Raw genomic sequence first — 20,859 nt, forward strand, 5'->3', positions numbered from 1 at the left:
GGCTGGAAAGTCATTAAGAATAGGAATGTTTACAACGCCTTGTCATGATATGGCGTTGCTGCCTGATAGAAGTTGGCGGTGAAGCCGCTTTCTATCAGGAGAGTTCAAGACCGCTAGAGACATATTTAGCTGTCAGCGGCGATCATCGCGGCACATTTTTCGCCAATCATGATGGACGGGGCATTGGTGTTGCCCCCAACAAGACGCGGCATAATCGATGCATCTGCGACCCTAAGCCCATCAATGCCAATGACTTTTAGTCGGGGATTAACAACCGATGTCTGCTGGTCCTCTGGGCCCATCGCACATGTGCCAACCGGATGATAGATTGTCTCCGCTTCCTGACGAATTGTTGCTTCTATTGCAGTGTCATCATCCATCCCAACGGTAGGCCATGGCGATTTTTCGTCTGTTATAATGGCTTTGATAGAAGGTTGGCGCAGGATTTCCCGCGTGATCTTAACACCGCGGATCATGACCTGCAGGTCTTCCTGTGCGCTAAGATAATTGGGGTCAATTTTTGCCGGTGCCAGCGGGTCATTGCTGTGTAGCGAGATTGTCCCGCGGCTATGAGGGCGCAGCTGGCAAACATGAATGCCAAAGCCGTGTTCAACCGGGTCTTCCAGCCCGTGTGGCAGGTTTGACATGCCGAGAATTGTATGCAGTTGGAGGTCAGGGCGTTCAAGGGCTGGGTCTGTTTTCAGAAAGCCTCCAACAGGCGTAATGATATCGGACAAAACGCCCGGTTTTTTGAAAGCCCATTTAAGCATTTCTGCGATGGCTCTGTGCGGTGCTTTATAACGCAGCAGAGATATAGGATCTTTCAGGTGGGCATAGATATTTATATCCAGATGATCCTGCAGATTTTTACCAACCCCCATGAGCGCGTGTTGCACGTCTATGCCCACAGCCTGCAAATCGGCAGGGTCACCAATGCCGGATAACTGCAGCAGCTGCGGGCTGTTAATCGCACCACCGCTAAGAATGATTTCCCGTGTCGCTGTATATGTTTGAATGGTTTCCCCGCGGCTTACTTCCACGCCCGTTGCGCGCTTTCCGTCAAGAAGTACCCGGCGTGCCTGTGCTTCGGTAAGAACTGTTATATTGGGACGGTTTTTCGTAGCTTTCAAAAAAGTCTTTGCCGTTGACTGCCTGCGACCGCTCCATACCGTTTGGTCGTATTTCCCCAAGCCTTCCTGTTGCGCCCCATTAAAGTCCTCAGTGAAGGGTAGCCCCATTTCAGTGCCAGCCTTCAGAAATGCGTCATTAATAGGGTTTTTGGAGGTGCCTTTGGTCGTGCCCAGGAAGCCGTCCCCGCCGTGATAGTCGGTATTGCCACGTTCACTGTGTTCAGACTTTTTAAAGAAGGGTAATACATCATCGTAAGACCAGCCTTTACAGCCCAGTTGCGCCCATTCGTCATAGTCGCGCGCGTTCCCGCGAATATAGACCATGGCGTTGATTGCTGATGAGCCACCAAGCACCTTGCCGCGGGGCCACAATAACGACCGCCCGTTCAGCGCGGCTTGGGGTTCGGTATAATAGTTCCAGTTCAATGGCCCCGGCTTAACGAGGCTACCAACGCCGCCAGGTATGGATATGGCAGGGTTTGTATCTTTTTTGCCTGCCTCAATCAGAAGCACGGATGTTGACGGGTTTTCACTTAGGCGGCTTGCAACCACACAGCCTGCAGAGCCTGCGCCCACTACAATATAATCAAATGTATTTTGCACCGTTTATCCGTTTCGTGAGGTAAGAGTTACAGGAAGGCCGTCCAACGGTTTGATCAGCGGCATTATCTGGAATTTTGTTGAATAGCCTTCGGGCAACTCAATCCGGTAATGTGGCAGGAGGTGTGCCATGATGACTTTTGCCTGCATATAGGCAAAATGAAGGCCAAGGCACATATGTGCACCGCCACCAAATGGTATCCAGGCATAGCGGTGACGCTGTTTGACCCCGCCTTCTGGGGAGAAGCGCATCGGATCAAACTTTTCCGGGCTGTCCCAGATAGAAGGGTCGCGGTGTGTTGCAACCGGGTTGATGCTGACGATGGTGTTTGCCGGTATACGGTAGCCACCAAACTCTACCTCGCGCACAGTTCTTCGCGGCATGCCGGGCACGGGCGGATTCATCCGCAGGGCTTCCTTAAAGCAATATTCGGTCAGAACCAGATCGTTCATTTTTTCGTACGGCAGACGGTCATCATTCAGGCTAAGGGACGCAATCTCCGCAACCAGCTTGTCCTGCCAATCCGTGTGCCGTCCCAGTTCATAGACCATTGTCGTAACGGAACTGGTGATCGTGTCATGCGCCGCCATCCATAGAAAAATCATATGATCAATGATTTCCTGATCGGTGAAGCAGTTGCCTTCTTCATCCTGCGCCTGACAAAGCTGTGTGAAAATATCATCACCCGGTTTGTTTCGGCGTTCTGGTATCAGGCGTGCGAGGAAATCGACCATAAATTGCCGGCCTTTTACGCCCTTATACATCATCGATCCGGGAATAGGGACGCGCACAATGCCGATGGCAGCCTGTACCATGTCGGTCAGGGCAGTGTTGACTTTGTTTGTTTCTGGTCCATTTTCAAGGCCAAGAAATACGCTGGTAGCCAGTTCAAGGGAAAGCTGTTTGATGGCTGGATAAAATTCGAAGTTTTTCTTTTCGCCCCATGCCTGTATCCGCAAGGGAATTTCGTCGTTCAGGCGTTCCATGTACCCTTTCATCGGGCCTGTTTTGAACGCTGCGGCCATAATGTGTCGGTGGGCTTTATGATGATCAAAATCCATCAGCATTAATCCGCGCGGAAACAGTTTTTCCAGCCATGGGCCCCATCCCTTTTCGCTGGAAAAGTTTTTACCTTTATCCATCAGGACGAATTCATTTGCGTCCGGGCCTTGCAGGTTAACACTGTTTTGGAAAAAGCTGTTTGACCGGAATATCTGGCCGTACGTTGCTACCATTTCCTTGTTGAATTTTTCCGGATTGTTCAGAACCTGTAAGGTATTTCCGAGAATAGGCCAGCCAGACGTACCCGGAATGTCTTTCAGGCGCGCTGGTCCATTGTGATTGTTCTGTTCAGCATGATCGCTCATATGGTCTCCCCTCCACTTGAGACAGGAAGATTAATATATCGGAACTGGTCAGTCCAGTAAATATGTTTCGCGCTTAAAGGGAAAGGTCGACACGTGCTCGTCTCATTAGTCATTCAGAACCGAGCGCCGCCATTTTAGATCAAATAATTTTGAGCTGGACCCTTCTGCGGCAAATGCACAGTTGTGGGGCGAAATACCTTCGGGTGGCTGGCCAAAATAAAACTGCACTTTCAGATCGTTTCTCGCTGCAGGGGTGCCAGCCTTGATGAATGCATTATATTTCCACTGCTGCAGGTATTTCACGGCTTTTTGCTGTAGCTGTTCCGGGCCCGATAGCGACGTTACATTAACCGTATCACCGTCAGCGGTGATAGAATATTGAAGCTCTACAATTTCTCTGAGATCAGGCGTATCCTGTTCCGTGGAAAGGTTCGGGATCGTGCACACTTTCAGCGAATTGAAAGGGTCCATCGGATCACCTGCGGTGGACGGTGGTTCAGGCAGGAAAGATAGTAAACATTCATGCATTCTGTCGTTTGACATAGATAGGGTATCTGCAGGGTTCTGAAAAAGAAAGGTTGCTTTGACGTCTTTACGCGGTGCTTCGACACCATCCTCGAAATAGGCAAAATACTGCCAGTGCCTGATAGCGCGAACGCCTGCAAGCCCAAAAGCTTCTGCCAGATAGGGCATTTCTTCTGTGCTGTCAGTAGACGTTTCCAGAACTTGGATGTTTTCCGTGCGGCCCGACGCATCAATATCAAAGGAAATGACAGCGGTTCCGCCAATCATTTTACGTTTTGCAGAATAGGGCATGGAGGGGTTTCGGCATATTTCAACCTGATACAGGGCATCATGCGGATCGCCTTCCTGTGCCCATGTGCCAGTCGTGGGCAGCATTGCGATTACGGTTGCAAGTGTAGCACGTAATATACGTGCTAGCGTCTTTCCATTATGCCTTGTGGGTCGCATCCATATCCTTCAGTCTTGTTCAAAACAGTAGGCTTTTTCTACTTTTGCTACGCGCAGATAATAGCTTTGATACCATGTGTCGCGTCCTTTGTTGCGTGCAACTGTATGGTCGACATTCTGCTTCCAGTTTTTAATGGCGTCAAGGTCACGCCAATAACTGACAGTAATTGCATATCCTTCACTATTGCGCGTGCTTTCAATTCCAAGGTAGCCATCCTGCGTAGCGGCCAGTTCTTCCATCGCGGTTGCGGTTACGCCGTAATCATCTGGGTCTAGGCCGGAATTTTGATTGGAAAATATCACGGCATAATAGGGTGGCTCGGGCGTCTGGGCATAAGGGTGCTTGTCGAAGAAAGTCTGATCTGGCGTTTTGGTAAATACAGTCATGAAGCTGGAGCCTTATTGAATGAAGAGGAAGACTTGGTTACTATGAGAAAAAATATCTCTATTTGGAAGGGTAAAATTCGCTGATGGATATAGTAAGCAGCCTTGGGAAAATCTTTACGGCACGCACTGGTACGCTGGCAGCTGTAATGCTGATAAACGGCAGTTTGTTTCCGGCTATGCTTTCGGCAGATGAGTTCGGCACAGAGTATGGTGATGGAGTTGCCGCCTACAGCCTGCAAAAGTTCGACAGAGCCAGAGAAATCTGGACCGTTTATGCGGATCAGGGACATACAGAAGCGCAGTACCGTCTTGCTGGTCTTTACGCTCTGGGGAAGGGTGGGCCGGTTGATATGGAGAAAGCCCGCCATTACTATACACTAGCTGCAAACGCAGGACATACCATGGCGATGCTGGAGTTGACTGGCATGCGGGGGGATGCTGAAATCTCCGGGGATACGCTTAGTTTATATAAAAAGGCAGCTACAGAAGGCTATTCGAAAGCCGCGTATTACATGGGGGATATTTATATGCGCGGTGACGGTGTGGATGTTGATCATGCAGTTTCATTTGCATGGTTTCGCTGTGCCGCAAACGGCATTGGCACAGATGCCCAACTAATCCGCGCCAAAAAGATGGTCGAACAAATGGAAGCTGTTCTGCCTGACAAAATTAAACGCCAGTCTTACGATATGTCTCTTTGTCAGGTGTCTGATCAGGCGAAGAGCGAGTAATCAACTGCCGTAACCACCACCCCCGGGGGTTTTGATTATCAAAACATCATGCGGTGCCACGGCGGTGCTGTCTGCACTCTCTAATTTATCCAGTTGCCCATTTGCCCGTAAGACAAGGTTTTCTCCTGTCTTGCCAGGACTGCCGCCTGCAAGGCCTGATGGCGGAATACGTCTGCTGCTGGACAGGATTGACAGTTCCATGGCTTCGAGAAATTCGATTTCCCGCACTGCGCCATTGCCGCCCCTGTGTTTGCCGCTACCGCCACTGTTTTCCCTGACTTCAAATCGCTTCACCCGAACCGGGAACCGCCATTCCAGTATTTCTGGATCAGTCAGGCGACTGTTGGTCATATGGCTTTGGATCGCATCCGTACCGTCGAAACCCGGACCTGCGCCCGTACCGCCAGCAAGCGTTTCATAATATTGATGTCTGGCATTGCCGAAAGTCAGATTGTTCATCGTGCCCTGACTGGCCGCTGTGGCACCGGTTGCAAGCAACAAAGCATTTGTCACGGCCTGACTAGTCTCCACATTGCCGGCGACAACCGCCGCGGGTTCTATGGGATTGAGCATCGAGCCTTTCGGCACTGTCAGGTTAATCGGCTTCATACAGCCGGCGTTCAGCGGTATATCCGCTTGGGTCAGCAGTCGGAAAACATACAACACAGCCGCCTTTGTTACGGCAAGCGGGGCGTTGAAGTTGTTTTCCATCTGGTCTGATGTGCCGGTGAAGTCAACATCAATACTGCGTGCAGCACGGTCTACGGTCAGGTGTACTTCCACAGTACCGCCACAATCCATGTCGTAGCGAATGTGACCGTCGCGCAGTCGGTCAATCACCCGTCTTACGGCTTCTTCGGCATTATTTTGAACATGCCCCATATAGGCGGTTACTACATCCTGCCCGAAACTGGTAACAAGGGACCGGACCAGCTGAATGCCCCGTTCGTTGGCTGCGATCTGTGCCTTCAGATCGGCGATATTCTGGTCAGGATTCCGTGCGGGGTAAGGCCCGCTTTCAAGGGCTTGTCTGACATCGGTTTCGCAGAATTGCCCGCCATCCACCAGCAGGGTATTCTCAAACCGGATACCTTCCTCTGCAATTGTTTTGCTAAAGGCAGACATGGAGCCGGGGCTGATGCCGCCAATGTCAGCGTGGTGCCCGCGGGACGCCACAAAATATTCCGGTGCTGGCGCGTCCCCGATGAAGACGGGAGAAATGATTGTAATGTCCGGCAGGTGGGTGCCGCCCGCGTAAGGATCATTGACCATATAGGCATTCCCCGGTCGGATATCGTTGCCCCGAGCCTTGATGATCGCCGCGACACTATCCCCCATGCTGCCAAGGTGGACAGGCATGTGCGGGGCATTCGCGATCAGGCTTCCTGTGTGGTCAAACACGGCACAGGAGAAGTCCAGCCGTTCTTTTACATTCACACTGTGGGCGGTTTTCATCAAGACGCCGCCCATTTCTTCTGCCACAGACATGAAGAGGTTATTGAACACCTCAAGAAGAACCGGATCAACCGTGCGGGCATCAATCTGGTCTTGTGCCTTCTTTTCGGTACGCTCTAGAACCAGTGTGTCGCGAACCGTACGCACAGCAGACCACCCTGGCTCCAGTATTGTGGTGCCGCCTTCTTCGAGAATAATCGCAGGCCCGGTTACCGTGTGGTCAGGTGGCAAAGTCTCTCTTTGGTAAACGGCTGCATTGACCTCTGTGCCGTTCATGTGGACGGGTCGATATTCCAGCGGGTCTGTCTTGGTGCCATCAGCCGACAGGTGCAGGGCTTTGTCTGGTTGCTCCTGGCGTGCTTCCACTTCAACGGCTTCGATCAAAATGGGCTTGTCCGCCTCTGTAAAGCCAAACTGTTTCTTGTGGGCTTCTTCAAAAGCCGTGCGGATTTCTTTAACAGTCCCAAAAGGGACCGCAATTGCGGTATCGCTACCACCATATCGGATACGTAATGAAATATCAGTGATGATTTCGCTTTGTGTGCCCCCTTGGGCTACAAGGGCCTCAACGGTATCGTTGGTAAGGGTGTCAGTATCCGCCTGTCGGGTGTCGATGTTTTCAAGCGGACATTCAAGCGCCTGTTCCCGGATGACACTTTGGTCCGCCAGTCCCATGCCAAGGGCAGATAGAACTCCGGAAAAGGGCGGTACAATACTGCGTGTCATGCCAAGCGCGTCTGCGACAAGACAGGCATGCTGCCCCCCCGCGCCGCCAAATGTCAGCAGGGCGTACCGGGTAACATCGTGCCCGCGTTCAACAGAAATTTTTTTGATTGCCCGGGCCATATGTTCCACGGCAACGGCCAAGAAGCCCTCTGCCATTTCGAAGTGGGTAGGGCGGTATCCGGTCTCTGTTTCGATTGTATCGGCAATGTCATCAAAGGCATCTTGTGCTGCCTTCAGGCTTAGTGGCTTTGTCCCGCAGTCTCCAAACACACTGGGGAAAAGGTCGGGCTGTAATTTACCCAGTATGACATTACAGTCTGTGACGGTAACGGGCCCACCTCGGCCATATGCAGCGGGTCCGGGAAATGCCCCGGCAGATGCTGGACCAACCAGATAGCGGCCCTGATCAAACTGACACACCGAGCCGCCACCCGCGGCCACCGTATGAATATCCATCATGGGGACAGTCATGCGCACACCGGCGACAACGGTGTCTGCCACCCGTTCAGTAGCACCGGCATAGTGCGATACATCTGTGGATGTGCCGCCCATGTCAAAACCGATGATTTTATCTTCCTGTTCCCGTGACGCGGTGCCAACCGCGCCTACAATACCGCCTGCAGGGCCGGACAGGACAGCGTCCTTCCCTTCAAAGGCGTTAGCAGAAGCAAGCCCACCGTTCGATTGCATGAAATACAGCCGGGTATCACCGACGCTATTCTGAACCTGATCAACATATTTGCGCAGTACAGGGGAGAGGTACGCATCGGCAACTGTTGTATCCCCGCGCGGGACCAGCTTCATCAGGGGGCTGGTCTTATGGCTAAGGGAGATTTGGGTGAAGCCGATGTTCTTGGCAATTGCACCAGCTTTTTGCTCATGCTCCGGGTATTTATAACTGTGCATCAGGGCAATGGCGACACTGCGAATACCCGCCTTGTAGGCTTTTTCCAGCACTGCCTGGCAGGCGTCCTCGTCAAAAGGTGTGACTTCGGCACCAACGGCATCAATACGGGCAGATATGGTCGCAACATTGGTATATAGAGGCGTGGGCCGCTCAGGCTTCATGTCAAACAGGCCGGTTCGGTGCTGTTGACCAATCAGCAGCACATCCCGCATGCCCTCGTTAGTTAAAAACAGGGTAGGGGTTCCGTCCCGTTCCAACAAGGCGTTGGTAGCAACGGTCGTACCCATTTTAATGGCCGCGACATCGGAGGCAGGGAAAGGGGCATCAGGGGCAACCTGCATGATTTCGCGCATGGCAAATACCGCCGCATCCTGATACTTGCCAGGATTTTCTGACAGATATTTATGGCTGGTCAACTCGCCGGATGGGTGCAGTGCGACAATGTCGGTAAACGTTCCACCCCGATCAATCCAGAACTGCCATTTAGTTTTTAAACTCATAGTAAAGTCAACACACTATTCTTCCGGAACATGAGAGTTAGGGCTATAAATCTTATAAGGTTTTTACTATCCCAAACTATAAGGATGCAGAATATAGTTTGTCTATAGCCGATGAATGAGGCTTCTGTCATGGCGGCAATAAAAAAGGGTGCCAGAAAGCACCCTTTTGAAAAGATTGTATATATGCTTTTATTTATGCGGCTAGCATCTTGCGGCGACGGGAAGCAACCCCAATTAGCCCAAATCCAAGGATCATCATGAGCCAGGTCGCAGGTTCTGGAACTGCGCTGGTGAACTCCGCGCCTCTGATTGAAGTTAGGCCAGTACCATATATAGTCAGTCTATTTACCTCAAAGTTGGTAGATGTTTGTGGTGTCAGAGTGACATAAAATGTGTCAATGTCTGGCAGCGCTAGTGAAAAATCTTTTCCGAAAATAAGGCCAGACACATTGGTGATGTTGAAGCCAAAGGTATTCGTATATTGCGCCGACCCAAGGTCGCTGCCACCAGCTGAAGTGCCGAAAGCATAGTTGAGCGTATCACCATTATCAAAATCGGACCCATTCACAAGGTCCCAGTACCCTGAGCTAAAGGTAAGGCCGTTGAAGTCGATACCTGTAGACGCTTCATCAAAGATAAATGTATTTGATGCGGTTGCAGTGAAGCTGAAGCCAAATAGCATCGCTGCAATTAAAAACAGTTTTTTCATTTTAAACCCCAGTTACAAAATTATAGGGGTGAAAAACACCATATAGTATGACTTACGTCAAGCTTTAGTTAACTCTTTGTTAACTTTTATTGGATTTTTTGGGCGCAGATTTACCAGTATCGTTGAGGGTAATGATGTCAGGTAACGGTGCAATCCCGGATATGGGATAAGGTAAATATGGTTGATACAATCTGTGATGCCGATGAATTCATGCCAGATATGGCGATAGGCTCTATGCCGACTAGTGATGGGGGCGAGAGGGCAAACAATCGGTCTAAAAAGTTTTTGAAGGGTAGATCTGCTGGTGGTTAACTTGTGATTAAACCTGTCATGGTACTTATCTTATGTTGCGCGCGCTATGGCGTGCTTGATGCAAGCAGCAGGACACAAGACTAATCACATTATCAGGGCAGGATGCTCGGCTATGACCTCACTATCAATCGGTAAAAAAATTCTATTAGCACTTGTTGCCATTTCAGTACTGACAGCGGCAATGATTGCCATCTCAAACGCGAATGTAACTGGGTCCATTATCTCGCAGGCGGAAGAGAGAGAATTAAGCGCTTATAACAAGCAGCTGATGGCAATGCTGGATAAACAGGCTGAAACTGCAGTGGCACTTGCAAGCCAGATTGCCAATATCCCGGATGTACAAAAGGCCATGTTTGATCAGGACAGGGAAAGACTGTCAGAGATGTTTGTGCCGTCCTTTAGTTTGATGCGTGAACAGTTTGATGTGCGCCAGTTCCAGTTTCATCTGCCACCAGCTACGTCATTTTTGCGGGTGCACCGACCAGAGAAATTTGGCGATGATCTATCGTCATTCCGGCATGCAGTGGTAGAGGCGAACACCAGCCGGCAAAATAAAAGCGGTCTTGAAGTCGGGGTTGCGGGCCTTGGTATGCGCGGCATTGCAACAGTCAGTCATCAGGGCCAGCATCAGGGGACGGTGGAGATTGGGCTGTCGTTTGGCCAGCCGTTCTTTAACTCATTCAAGGAAAAGACAGGTGCTGATGTAGCATTGGTGACGACCAATAGTGGCAAGAGGCAGCTTTTCGCGTCTACGTTTGGAGAGGGGGCAATTGACCCTAGCAGTGATGAGATTACACGCGGCATATCAGGAGCCTTTGTAGATGAAGGCTTTACCGATGGTGATAAATCCTATGCACGCATGATTGCCCCAGTAGCTGATTTTAGCGGTAAGACGATCGGTGCGCTGGTTATTGCCATTGACCGTGAATATTTCGTCAAGCAGAAGCAGAGCGCAATGCAGCGTACACTGATTATTGTCCTGCTATCACTAGGTGTTGTTCTGGTGCTTTCCTATTTTATTAATAAATCAATCGCGTCCCCTATTGTTACGATGACGCATGTTATGCAGAATATGGCAGATGGATCGCTGGATATTGATGTACCTGCGCGGGGGCGTAAGGATGAAATCGGCGCCATGGCTGAAACTGTGGAAATTTTCAGGCAGGCAGGGATCGAGAAGATCGAGCTTGAAAAAGCTGCCGAGCAGGCGCGCCTAAAAGAAGCGGAAGAAAAGGAAGCACGGCAGCAGGCCGCGCAAGCAGCAGAGCGCAAGGCGGCTGAGGAAAAAGTACGCAGGGCAGAGGAAGCGGAGAAGCAGCGACTGCTGGACCGTAAGGCCATGGCTGATAATTTTGAAGCTCATATCGGCGAGATTATCCGCAAAGTTAGCGGCTCTTCTGCCATCATGGCAACAACTGCCAAGAATATGAGCGAGGTTGCAACGGAAACGTCCCATAAAGCAACAGAAGCGCTTGGAGAAACCCGTACGGCTGGGGAGAATGTTCAATCTGTCGCCAGTGCGGCGGAAGAGCTGTATGCATCCGTTCAGGAAGTCAGTTCTCAATTAGCGCAGGCAAACGGCGTCAGCAACAATGCAGTTGAGCAGTCACGTATGGCAGGTGCCAACGTTGTGCGGTTGAAAGAAACAGGCGAAAAAATTACCGATGTGATCAAGCTGATCAATGACATAGCAGATCAGACGAACTTACTTGCGCTGAATGCTACTATTGAAGCCGCGCGGGCAGGTGAAGCGGGTAAGGGCTTTACGGTCGTTGCAAGTGAAGTCAAGGCGCTCGCGGCGCAGACGGCAAGGGCAATTGATGAGATTTCCGGTCAGATCAGCGATATGCAGGCGGTTACTGATGAAACCGTAGAGGCAGTGAACCTGATTGGTAAAACGATTGAGGAGATCAACAGCATTTCTTCTGCAATTGCCGGTGCTGCAGAAGAGCAGGCAGCTGCGACGCAAGAGATTAGTCAAAGCACACAGCGTACCGCTTCTGGAACAGATGCCGTCGTGGCAAATATTGAGACGGTCACCGGTCTGTCGCATGATAATGGTCGGTCGGCAGAGGACGTCTTGGCTGCTTCGAATGACCTGGCTGCACAAGCACAGCAGCTGCAGCAGGAAGTGGATAAATTCCTTGACGATATTCGCAAGGGCTAATGTGCTAGAACAATAGACACGAAATTCAGAGATGACCAAAAGCCTTGGTTTTGATTGCCGGTGGCGGTTCTGATTCTGATGAAATATGGTCGGACTAGCAGGGGTTATTGCGATCGCAAGAGCCGTTTTAGTAGCATTTGTTTCAAAATGATGCAGCTTTTAGGACGCCCTTTGCCGCGGCGTGACAGTTTTAGGTTTCGTGTAAAGTTCTTAGTTTGTTGAAAAGTATAAGAAAAATATAAATGTAGGCGCTGTGGCGCCGCCTTTTGTACAGAAAAGTAAAAATCCATAAGGTTTCCATCAGGTCAGCGAATATCAATTCCGGCATAATTAACACAATGTTAACTATTCGTGTACCCGCACTGGTACACATGCTGGAGGGGGTCTTATGTCTGAGATGATTATTACGAAACTGGATGGCACAATTGTCGATCTGGGCGCGCTGGACTATTTTGCAGGAACATCTGGCGAAGATAAACTGAAAGGATCAGGCGCGGATGATCTTTTTGTCGGGTCTGCTGGTGATGATAAGATAAGCGGCAGTGGCGGTTTTAATGTCGTTCGATATGATAGCTCCATCTTTGATGCCATGCTTGATGTCAGTTCAGGCAAAGTTTATCTGACGACCGAAGACGGCTCCGACAAATTGTTGCAGATATCGGTGATCGATTTTGCGGATTATGCTGTATATCTGGACGGGCGGAACAATAACCCCTTCACACGGGGCGAGGTTGCGGCAACAGATGAAGATACTGTTCTGTCTCTGACAACACTCCTTGATAACGATATGGATTTTGACGGTGATACACTGTCTATTAGCCATCTTGATCTGTCCCTATCAGCAGGCAGTGCCGTACTGAACACAGATGGCAGTGTGGATTATGACCCGGCAGGTGCGTTCGACTGGCTGGCCGTGGGCGAGACAGTAGACGACAGCTTTGTCTATCATGTTGGTGATGGCCACGGTGAGACAACAGCAACTGGCGTAACCGTGACAGTAACCGGCGTGAATGATGCTGTTGTCGTTGATGTTGATGCATCTGTAAAAGCAGGCGGGGTCACGGAACTGGTTGATGGTACCGAGGGAGTTGGAACCGCAGTGCTGTCCGCGACGGGCCAGATCAATTTCTCTGACGTGGATATCAGTGATACGCATACGGCTACTATTGTATCGGCTACAGGTGAATACCGGGGTACTTTAACGCTGACAGCCCCAACAACCACAAGCGCGACTACATCTGGTCTTGTCGGGTGGGAGTTTACGGTCAGCGACGGTGATTTGAATGATATGTTTGAAGGAGAAGAAATCGTTCAGACGTATGATGTTGAGATCAGTGACGGTAATGGCAGCACGGTTGTTGAGACAATTTCAATTACGCTTACAGGCGCCAATGAGGCTCCGGTTGCTGCAAGCGATGTTATCTATATCAATTCCGATATGTTTTACGGGTATGATCTTACCTGGAATACTGCTGGGCTGTTCTCTGACGCAAACGGCGATACGCTGTCCTACACAGCGGACGGTTTGCCTGCAGGGTTTACGATAGATTCAGAAACCGGTCTTATCAGTGGTGCACTGGATGCTGCGGCGCCGCACGGGAATACTGTTGTTACAGTCACTGCGTCTGACCCTTATGGTGCGTCTGCCACATTTGAGCGGACTTTCATTATTAAAGACCCTGCACCAATTGCCAATGACGATGCATTTATGCTCGGCGAGGACGGTACTGTCAGTGGAAATGTCAGCCAGAATGACGGAAAGGTTAAAAACTGGCTCGGCCAAGAGGTGTATGATTATCAGTATGATGCAACAACAGGTGTTGTTGATGCGGGGCCAACCCTTGGTAACGTGACAATTAATGATGACGGAACCTTTACATACACACTGGCGGAAGACGGCGTGCACGGTACTGACCAGTTTGCCTACACGGTAACAGGGCCGCTTGGTAATACGAGTACAGGTGTTGTTACAATTGAAATTCCTAGACCGGAAAGTGATGAATTTGACGAGGTAGCAGGTGATGGAGACCTGGGCAGCATAAAGCCTTCCAACGTTGTGGCAAATTATAATGCAGAAGGTGATTATACCGGTTTGCAAACACTGCAGTTTACCATCCCGATCAGTGATGTAGCTGCCTTTGCAACGGGTGACTTGTCCGATCTTATGGACCTTGGCCTGACAGGTGTTGGTGTCGAGGGCGGTGGCATCTTGTTCGTGAATAATCAGCCAAGCAATTCCGTCAGTAACGGTTCGTCTGTAAACGCGACAATTGTCGGCGAAAATATTGTACTAACCATGGCAGCTGACCTGTTAGATGCAGACAATAAATTGCCGCAGATTACCTTATATTATGCTTATGATAATCTTGATGAAGTTCAGGGAAGTGTTGATCTGACGCCTTCTGACTCAATTATTATTGGCGACTACAATGAGGCGCCAGAGGTTTCCGGTGCTGTGACCTTGACACCCGAGGTTAATATCATTGGCCAGCTTGCTCCTGATATTTGGGTGGGTGGACCACCTGTAGAAGTTCTTGATACAGACGGAGGAGACGGCGCGAACGGTGAAATATACGCGATATCCAACATTCCACCTTTTGCCTTCACGCAGTATTTTGACGGTCAGACACAGACGTTCAATGGTACACTTGCTGAATTTTTCCCTATTGATACAACGCCTGAATTTCATGTGTACAATGGGCAGCATGGGACTAATCAAGGTACCGTTATAATGGATATTGGTGCCCCGGCAACGTCGTCGATCATAATTGCAGGCATCAGTCCAGATGGCGGCGATGGCGGCGATGGCGGCGAGGCAACGGACGGTGTTGATGGTTATATTCTGAATGTAAACAGCACAGTACCTTTTTCCCTGTCTTTTGATGGTAAGGACGGCGCTAATGGTGGTAACGGTGCACCGGGGTCGGATGTCTATTATAATGTAATTGGATCAAATGAAGATGATGTGATCCAGGGCAGTGATGGCGGCAATGGTGGTAACACAGGCATTGATGGTCCAGACGGCCAGGCCGGCGCAGATGCCGAAGGTGGTATTTTCGGGTTGTCTTATGCGGAAGGCGGTGCTGGCGGTACCGGTGGTATGGGTAACAGCGGTGGTTTTGCTGAATATACCATTGATGGCCTTGCGGGTGACGATGTCATCGTTGGTGGCGACGGCGGTGATGGCGGTGACGTATTGTCCGGTACACAGAGACTGGAAGACCCATCGGCTGGCGGTGCGTATTACACCATTGCGGGCGGTGCAGGAAATGACCGCATTGTTGGTGGTGATGGTGGCGATGCTGGTTCGGTCGCACTCTATGCGGATGGTACTGCAGGTTCTTCTTACTACACGATTTGGGGTGGTGATGGTAATGATGAGATCAAGCTAGGAGCCTCAGGCACTTCAACGGCTTATGCGGACGCACAGTATGCTGCATATGGTGGTGCAGGCAATGATACATTGATCGCCGATAACCCAGATATCGGATCAACTAATCATGCACTCTATATCATGGAAGGCGGGTCCGGTGATGACACCATGCAGATCAGCAGTGAATATATGGCTCCTGTCTATACGCATTGGGATTATGGGGATAATATTTTTCTCAATGGCGGTGAGGGGTTTGACACACTGATCTTGACGTCGTCCTCTACGGTCAATTTAACATCTGCGTATCTGGGGGATAACTTCACTGGCTTTGAGCATTTTGTCATTGAAGAAGCGAATGTTGAAATGACATTTAACGCCTTCATCGACAATAGCAGAGACCCCGGAACAACAGACACGGATATCTTTATTCAGCTTGGTGAAAGTAACACACTTGAAGTTCGAGAAAGTCACTGGCTTTCGACTGGAAATACCATAGAGATGAACGGTATTGAATATTCGGAATTCCACTATTTCTTTGATAATAGTGTCAGCATTTACGTCAATGAAGTTGACCAGATGATTTTCGGATAGGCTTTCTGTTTCCTGCTCGGGAAAGGCTCCTCATAGCGATATGAGGGGCCATTTTTTTGAGAATAGAAGCCAGAGGCAAGCAGCTTGCCCCCGGTCGACTGACGTACAGGTCTATCTATTCCTGTCGCGCTGCATCCAGTGCTTGTTTCCTGCTGGCTGCATCATGGAGCATCGTATCAAGACGTGCACGGCTGAAATATTGACCACCTTTGATAACTGCTTCGATATCCTGTGTCGCCCTGATAGTTTCAAGTGGATTACTGTTCAGGATTACAATATCGGCTTGTTTGCCGGCCAGAAGTTCACCACGCATGGTATCGCCCATAAAGTCGGCCCCGTTCAGTGTGGCCATGCGCAGAATATCGGCAGGGATTAGGCCAGCATCTTCAAATATTTCCAGTTCTTCATGCAGGCCCTGTGCAGGATAGACATACGTGTTGATTGCTGCAGAGTCACTGCCTGCAAGCAGGGTGATACCCGCTTCGTGCATTGGAACCAGTTGCGCTTTGATCAGGGCGTAGCGGTCCTTACGTGCTTGTTTGTCTGCTGCGGTATCGTTTTTCATGCGGTCGATACGCCACTGGTATTTTGATGTGAAGCGCTTGGTCAGATACTGCAATAACGCATCATCAGAATGATCGGTTTCCGCCAGGTAGGCCAGTTTCCCACCACCAATAAGTGTTGGGGTAACGGCAAGGTCTGTTTGTCCAAGTTTTGCGTAGGCTTTGTTTGCCACTTCCTGTGAAAAAGTCTCTCTATACAGGGCATTGGCTTCAGCCGAAGTTAGCTGGCCCGATTTGACCTTGGCTACGATACCGGCATGGTCTGCGCCAAGCCGCAGCATGTAGCTTGCATGTTCGATGCTGGACAGGCCTGAATCAACCATTTCTGGGATGGTCAGCCCCTGCGGAATGTGCGTTGAAACTTTAAACCCACGGGCTTTTGCTTCCTGAATGCTTTTCAGGAACAATGGACCTTTTAGGGTGTTTTCAGTGATTTTAACGAAATCAACCTTTTTGGCTTCGAGATAATCGAGCATAGACGCAAGCTCTTTCTCTGTGCCGATCTCCAGATCGCCTTTCCACAGGGAATCAATGCCTTCGAGTTTACGGCCAGCCGTATATATGGTTGGGCCCTGACGCTTGCCTTCATTAATTTCATCACGCCAGATAAGTACTTGTTCGCCCAGGTCGCTGGCTGCATCACGTACAGTCGTGATGCCGTGCGCCAGAAAGACAGGGAATAAGAGCTCATTGTCTTCAATCAGGTCGGTACCTTCCAGATGCACATGCATGTCCCATATGCCGGGAATGATATATTTGCCTGTGCCGTCGATTACAGTTCCTGCTTTAACCACGGTATCTGGATCGTTCGGGCCAACATAGGTGATTTTACTGCCTTCTACTGCCACCATACTGTTTGGTATGGCTTTGCCGGTGCGAACATCAATCACCGTTGCATTTTCAATCAACAGATCAAAGGCTGCAGCTTGCGTGCCCATTGCCACAGTGGCCAGAAGAAGGGCGTTGATTGACAGAATTAATCTAAATAGCAGTGACACAGGTGTGCGCCATAGAGGATGTGATACTTTAAACACTGATACTTCCCTTTAGTTATATGTGCTAATGCACTTATGGTGAAATGGCGTTCGGACCAGAGAATAGGCCGGACCAACATCGCGCAACTTCACAGGAACTCTAGTGTGGGATTTTTTAAAAGAAAACACACGATTTGCGAGTAAAAGTGCCTGAAACCCTGCATGGGTGTATTTGTTCTTTCCTTTGGTGTAGGGCGGGGTAAAACTATACCAAAATGCATATGGCTAAGGAATAATGATGAAAACTCTTGGATTGATCGGCGGTATGAGCTGGGAAAGCACCGTTCCCTATTATCAGACATTGAATCGCCTTGTCAGGGAGGAGCTTGGTGGACTGCACTCAGCAAAACTGTTGTTGTGGTCTTTTGACTTCGCAGAGATCGAGGCACTACAGGCACAAGGGGACTGGGATACGGCCACGCAGGAGATGGTAACGGCGGCAAAACGGCTTGAGAGTGCCGGCGCGGATGCGGTCATGGTCTGTACAAACACCATGCATTTAATGTTCGATAGTGTCGCTGCGGCGGTGTCGGCTCCTGTGTTGCATATTGCGGATGCCGCGGGGCAGGCCATTCATAGTGCAGGCTGCCGCAAACCGCTATTACTTGCGACCCGCTTTACCATGGAAATGGATTTCTATAAGGGGCGTATGAAAGACGGGTTTGGATTGGATGTACAGGTGCCAGATGAAACAGACCGGGCGCTGGTTTACCAAATTATTTATGAGGAGCTATGCAAGGGGGCCGTGCTTGATACATCAAGGGCAGTGTATATGGAGATTATCGACAAAATGATCGCCCGCGGCTGTGACAGCGTGATTTTTGGATGCACAGAAATTGGTCTCTTGCTAAATCCGGACGATATTTCGGTGCCATCTTTTGATACCTGTTTCCTCCATGCCCGGATGGGCACAGACTTCATGCTGGCATCCGGCACGGTAGAGTAGGGCCTTAAATTTCTTTCAGGCAACTGAAAATGGTGTGGGTTAATTTGCTTAGGTCTGTGCGCTGGATTGTCAGGGCGGGTGTCAGATATACGATGTTTCGGAACGGTCTGATCCATACACCTTTTTCAATAAACCGTTTTTTCAGGTGGGGAATGATAGACGGATCTTTGATTTCAACGACACCAATCGCCCCAAGCGTACGAATGTCAGCCACGCACGGCAGGTTACTACAAGGAGCCAGCTCGACTGCCATTTGCTCGCCGATCCAGCGTGCGGCACCGAGCCTGTCTTCTTTCTCAAACAGGTCAAGCGATGCATTGGCCGCGGCACAGCCAAGCGCGTGTCCCATATAAGTGGGGCCGTGCATTAGGGCATGTTCCGGGTTGTCGCTGTAAAAACCTGCGAATATTTCATCCCTTGCAATGGCAACGGACAAGGGGGTTACGCCGCCGGACAGGGCTTTGGACAGCGTCACGACATCAGGAATGATACCAGCCTGGTCCAGCGCGAACATGGTGCCTGTGCGGCCAAGCCCCGTGAATATTTCATCCAAGATTAAAAGAACGCCTGCATCGTCGCAGGCCTTGCGTATCCAGCGGAGTGTGTCGGGGCTATGGAACAGCATACCGCCCGCCCCCTGAACTAGGGGTTCGGTAATCACCGCAGCGATATCAGATTTATTAGCAATCAGAAAGTCAGCGAACTTTTCTGCCTCTTCCGCTGTGCGCGGCAGGTCTGCCAGCAAATTCTGCGGGATCATGCCGCCAAAGATATGGTGCATGCCTTCTTCAGGGTCACAAATCCCCATCGTGCCGAGGGTGTCACCGTGATACCCGCCACGAAAATGGACAAATTTTGTTCGCGGCTCACCCCGGTTTAGGAAATACTGGGCGCACATTTTCATGGCGACTTCGACAGATACAGATCCTGATTCCGCAATGAAGCAGCGGTTCAGGTCACCGGGTAACAGGGATGCTAACCGGGTAGATAAACGCATAACAGGTTCATGAACCAGACCGCCCAGCATGACATGGGGCATTGTGTCTAGTTGCGCCCGCATGGCTTCCAGGATTACTGGATGATTATAGCCGTGTACCGCAGCCCACCAACTTGCAATGCCGTCGATTAGCTCCCGACCGTCTTCTAGCTGAATACGGGTGCCGCTGGTGCCTGCCACACCAACCGGAGGCACCATCGTCTTCATTTGGGTATAAGGAAGCCAGATATGATCAAGGCCCTTTTCAAACCAGTCAGGGGTATCTGATGGCTGGATGGTTTTTCTAGTCTCTGACATCGGGGCCTGTCTCCGCTTATGCGGGTTTTAATCCAAGCTTGTCGAACAGTTTCAAATCCTTGTTGTTCTCCGGATTTGGTGTTGTCAGAAGTTGCTCGCCGTAGAAAATACTGGATGCGCCAGCCATAAAACATAGCGCTTGTGTTTCTTCGGACATTTCCTGACGACCAGCGGACAACCGCACTTCGGACATGGGCATCATAATGCGCGCAACGGCGATGGTGCGTACAAATTCAAATGGATCAAGTTTATCGACATGCTCTAGAGGGGTGCCGGGAATGGCAACCAGCATGTTAATCGGAACACTTTCTGGGTGCTTCGGCAGGTTTGCGAGCGTTTTCAGCATGCCTGCGCGGTCTTGCCGTTTTTCGCCCATGCCTACAATACCGCCAGAGCATACATTAATACCGTTATTGCGGACGCGCTCCAACGTGTCCAGACGGTCCTGATATGTACGGGTGGTGATAATTTCACCGTAATATTCTTCGGATGTATCAATGTTGTGATTATAATAATCAAGCCCAGCATCCGCGAGCTTTTGGGTTTGGCAATCATCCAGCATGCCCAGTGTCATGCAGCTTTCCATGCCCAGTTCCTTGACGCCTTTGACCATCGCAATAATGGTGTCCATGTCGCGATCTTTTGGGCTGGTCCATGCAGCACCCATACAGTAGCGGGATGCACCGCCAGCCTTTGCACGGCGGGCACCTTCCAGTACCCGTTCCACTTCCATCAGCTTCGTGGCATCCAGTCCGGTTCCGTTTTTGTATTTGGCACTTTGACTACAGTAACCACAGTCCTCAGCGCAGCCGCCTGTTTTAATAGATATGAGCTGGCTTAATTGTACCTTGTTGGGATCGTGATACAATCTGTGCACTTCTGCAGCTTTAAAGACCAGATCCATAAAAGGCATGTCAAAAAGGGCCAGAATTTCGTCCTGTTGCCAGTCGTGGCGAAGCGGAGAATTATCTGAGGTAGAAGCGGTTGCAACCTGTGCATGAGCGGTCATATGTATACTCCCTGAATTGACTGAATAAGTGTTGTCTGTGCCGTTCAATGTCAAGGTATTTTGCTGGATTCTTCAAATTCCCGGC

At 50.3% G+C, this 20,859-nt stretch carries 13 protein-coding genes and 1 pseudogene; 5 read left to right on the forward strand and 9 right to left on the reverse strand.

What is annotated here, in order from left to right; all coding sequences use genetic code 11:
- Positions 1-125 precede the first annotated feature (125 nt).
- The 4 genes from IE181_RS08205 to IE181_RS08220 form a co-directional block, all read right to left on the reverse strand.
- Positions 126-1,733: a GMC family oxidoreductase gene (locus IE181_RS08205; protein WP_191251844.1), complete on the reverse strand. Its 1,608-nt coding sequence runs from the start codon at positions 1,731-1,733 to the stop codon at positions 126-128.
- Positions 1,734-1,736: 3 nt separating this feature from the next.
- On the reverse strand, positions 1,737-3,098 hold the full coding sequence (locus tag IE181_RS08210) for a cytochrome P450 (RefSeq protein ID WP_191251846.1): 1,362 nt from the start codon (positions 3,096-3,098) through the stop codon (positions 1,737-1,739).
- A gap of 105 nt (positions 3,099-3,203) precedes the next feature.
- Positions 3,204-4,070 carry a TonB family protein gene (locus IE181_RS08215; protein ID WP_191251848.1) on the reverse strand — a complete coding sequence of 289 codons (867 nt, stop codon included), beginning with the start codon at positions 4,068-4,070 and terminating at the stop codon, positions 3,204-3,206.
- Between the two features lie 9 nt (positions 4,071-4,079).
- Positions 4,080-4,457 carry an antibiotic biosynthesis monooxygenase family protein gene (locus IE181_RS08220; protein WP_191251850.1) on the reverse strand — a complete coding sequence of 126 codons (378 nt, stop codon included), beginning with the start codon at positions 4,455-4,457 and terminating at the stop codon, positions 4,080-4,082.
- An 83-nt stretch (positions 4,458-4,540) separates the two neighbouring features.
- Here IE181_RS08220 and IE181_RS08225 point away from each other — a divergent pair, with 83 nt between their 5' ends.
- Positions 4,541-5,188, forward strand: a complete 648-nt coding sequence (locus tag IE181_RS08225) for a tetratricopeptide repeat protein (protein WP_191251852.1) — start codon at positions 4,541-4,543, stop codon at positions 5,186-5,188.
- Here the strand turns inward: IE181_RS08225 and IE181_RS08230 are convergent, their stop codons facing one another.
- Both IE181_RS08230 and IE181_RS14755 read right to left on the reverse strand, forming a co-directional pair.
- Positions 5,189-8,776, reverse strand: coding sequence for a hydantoinase B/oxoprolinase family protein (locus IE181_RS08230; protein WP_191251854.1), 3,588 nt, complete (start codon positions 8,774-8,776; stop codon positions 5,189-5,191).
- Positions 8,777-8,969: 193 nt separating this feature from the next.
- Positions 8,970-9,068, reverse strand: a pseudogene (locus tag IE181_RS14755) (PEPxxWA-CTERM sorting domain-containing protein); the annotation flags it as partial.
- A gap of 594 nt (positions 9,069-9,662) precedes the next feature.
- Here IE181_RS14755 and IE181_RS14685 point away from each other — a divergent pair.
- The 3 genes from IE181_RS14685 (at position 9,663) to IE181_RS08245 (ending at position 15,928) form a co-directional block, all read left to right on the forward strand.
- On the forward strand, positions 9,663-9,797 hold the full coding sequence (locus IE181_RS14685) for a hypothetical protein (protein ID WP_268245733.1): 135 nt from the start codon (positions 9,663-9,665) through the stop codon (positions 9,795-9,797).
- 112 nt (positions 9,798-9,909) lie between these two features.
- On the forward strand, positions 9,910-11,964 hold the full coding sequence (locus tag IE181_RS08240; protein WP_191251858.1) for a methyl-accepting chemotaxis protein: 2,055 nt from the start codon (positions 9,910-9,912) through the stop codon (positions 11,962-11,964).
- A gap of 388 nt (positions 11,965-12,352) precedes the next feature.
- Entirely contained in the window at positions 12,353-15,928 is a 3,576-nt protein-coding gene (locus IE181_RS08245) for a cadherin-like domain-containing protein (RefSeq protein WP_191251860.1), read from the forward strand.
- A gap of 115 nt (positions 15,929-16,043) precedes the next feature.
- Here the strand turns inward: IE181_RS08245 and IE181_RS08250 are convergent, their stop codons facing one another.
- Complete coding sequence (locus IE181_RS08250) at positions 16,044-17,525, reverse strand: amidohydrolase family protein (protein WP_191251870.1); 1,482 nt, start codon at positions 17,523-17,525, stop codon at positions 16,044-16,046.
- Between the two features lie 238 nt (positions 17,526-17,763).
- On the opposite strand from IE181_RS08250, the gene IE181_RS08255 reads away from it, so the two are divergent.
- A complete protein-coding gene (locus tag IE181_RS08255) occupies positions 17,764-18,471 on the forward strand; it encodes an aspartate/glutamate racemase family protein (RefSeq protein WP_191251873.1) in 708 nt (235 codons plus the stop codon).
- Positions 18,472-18,475: 4 nt separating this feature from the next.
- Here the strand turns inward: IE181_RS08255 and IE181_RS08260 are convergent, their stop codons facing one another.
- The gene (locus tag IE181_RS08260) at positions 18,476-19,765 is read right to left on the reverse strand and encodes an adenosylmethionine--8-amino-7-oxononanoate transaminase (RefSeq protein WP_191251875.1); all 1,290 of its coding nucleotides are present in this window, start codon (positions 19,763-19,765) and stop codon (positions 18,476-18,478) included.
- A 16-nt stretch (positions 19,766-19,781) separates the two neighbouring features.
- Entirely contained in the window at positions 19,782-20,774 is a 993-nt protein-coding gene (gene bioB, locus IE181_RS08265; RefSeq protein WP_191251877.1) for a biotin synthase BioB, read from the reverse strand.
- Between the last annotated feature and the right edge of the window lie 85 nt (positions 20,775-20,859).

The organism is Kordiimonas sediminis (assembly GCF_014656395.1).
Lineage (GTDB): Bacteria > Pseudomonadota > Alphaproteobacteria > Sphingomonadales > Kordiimonadaceae > Kordiimonas_A > Kordiimonas_A sediminis.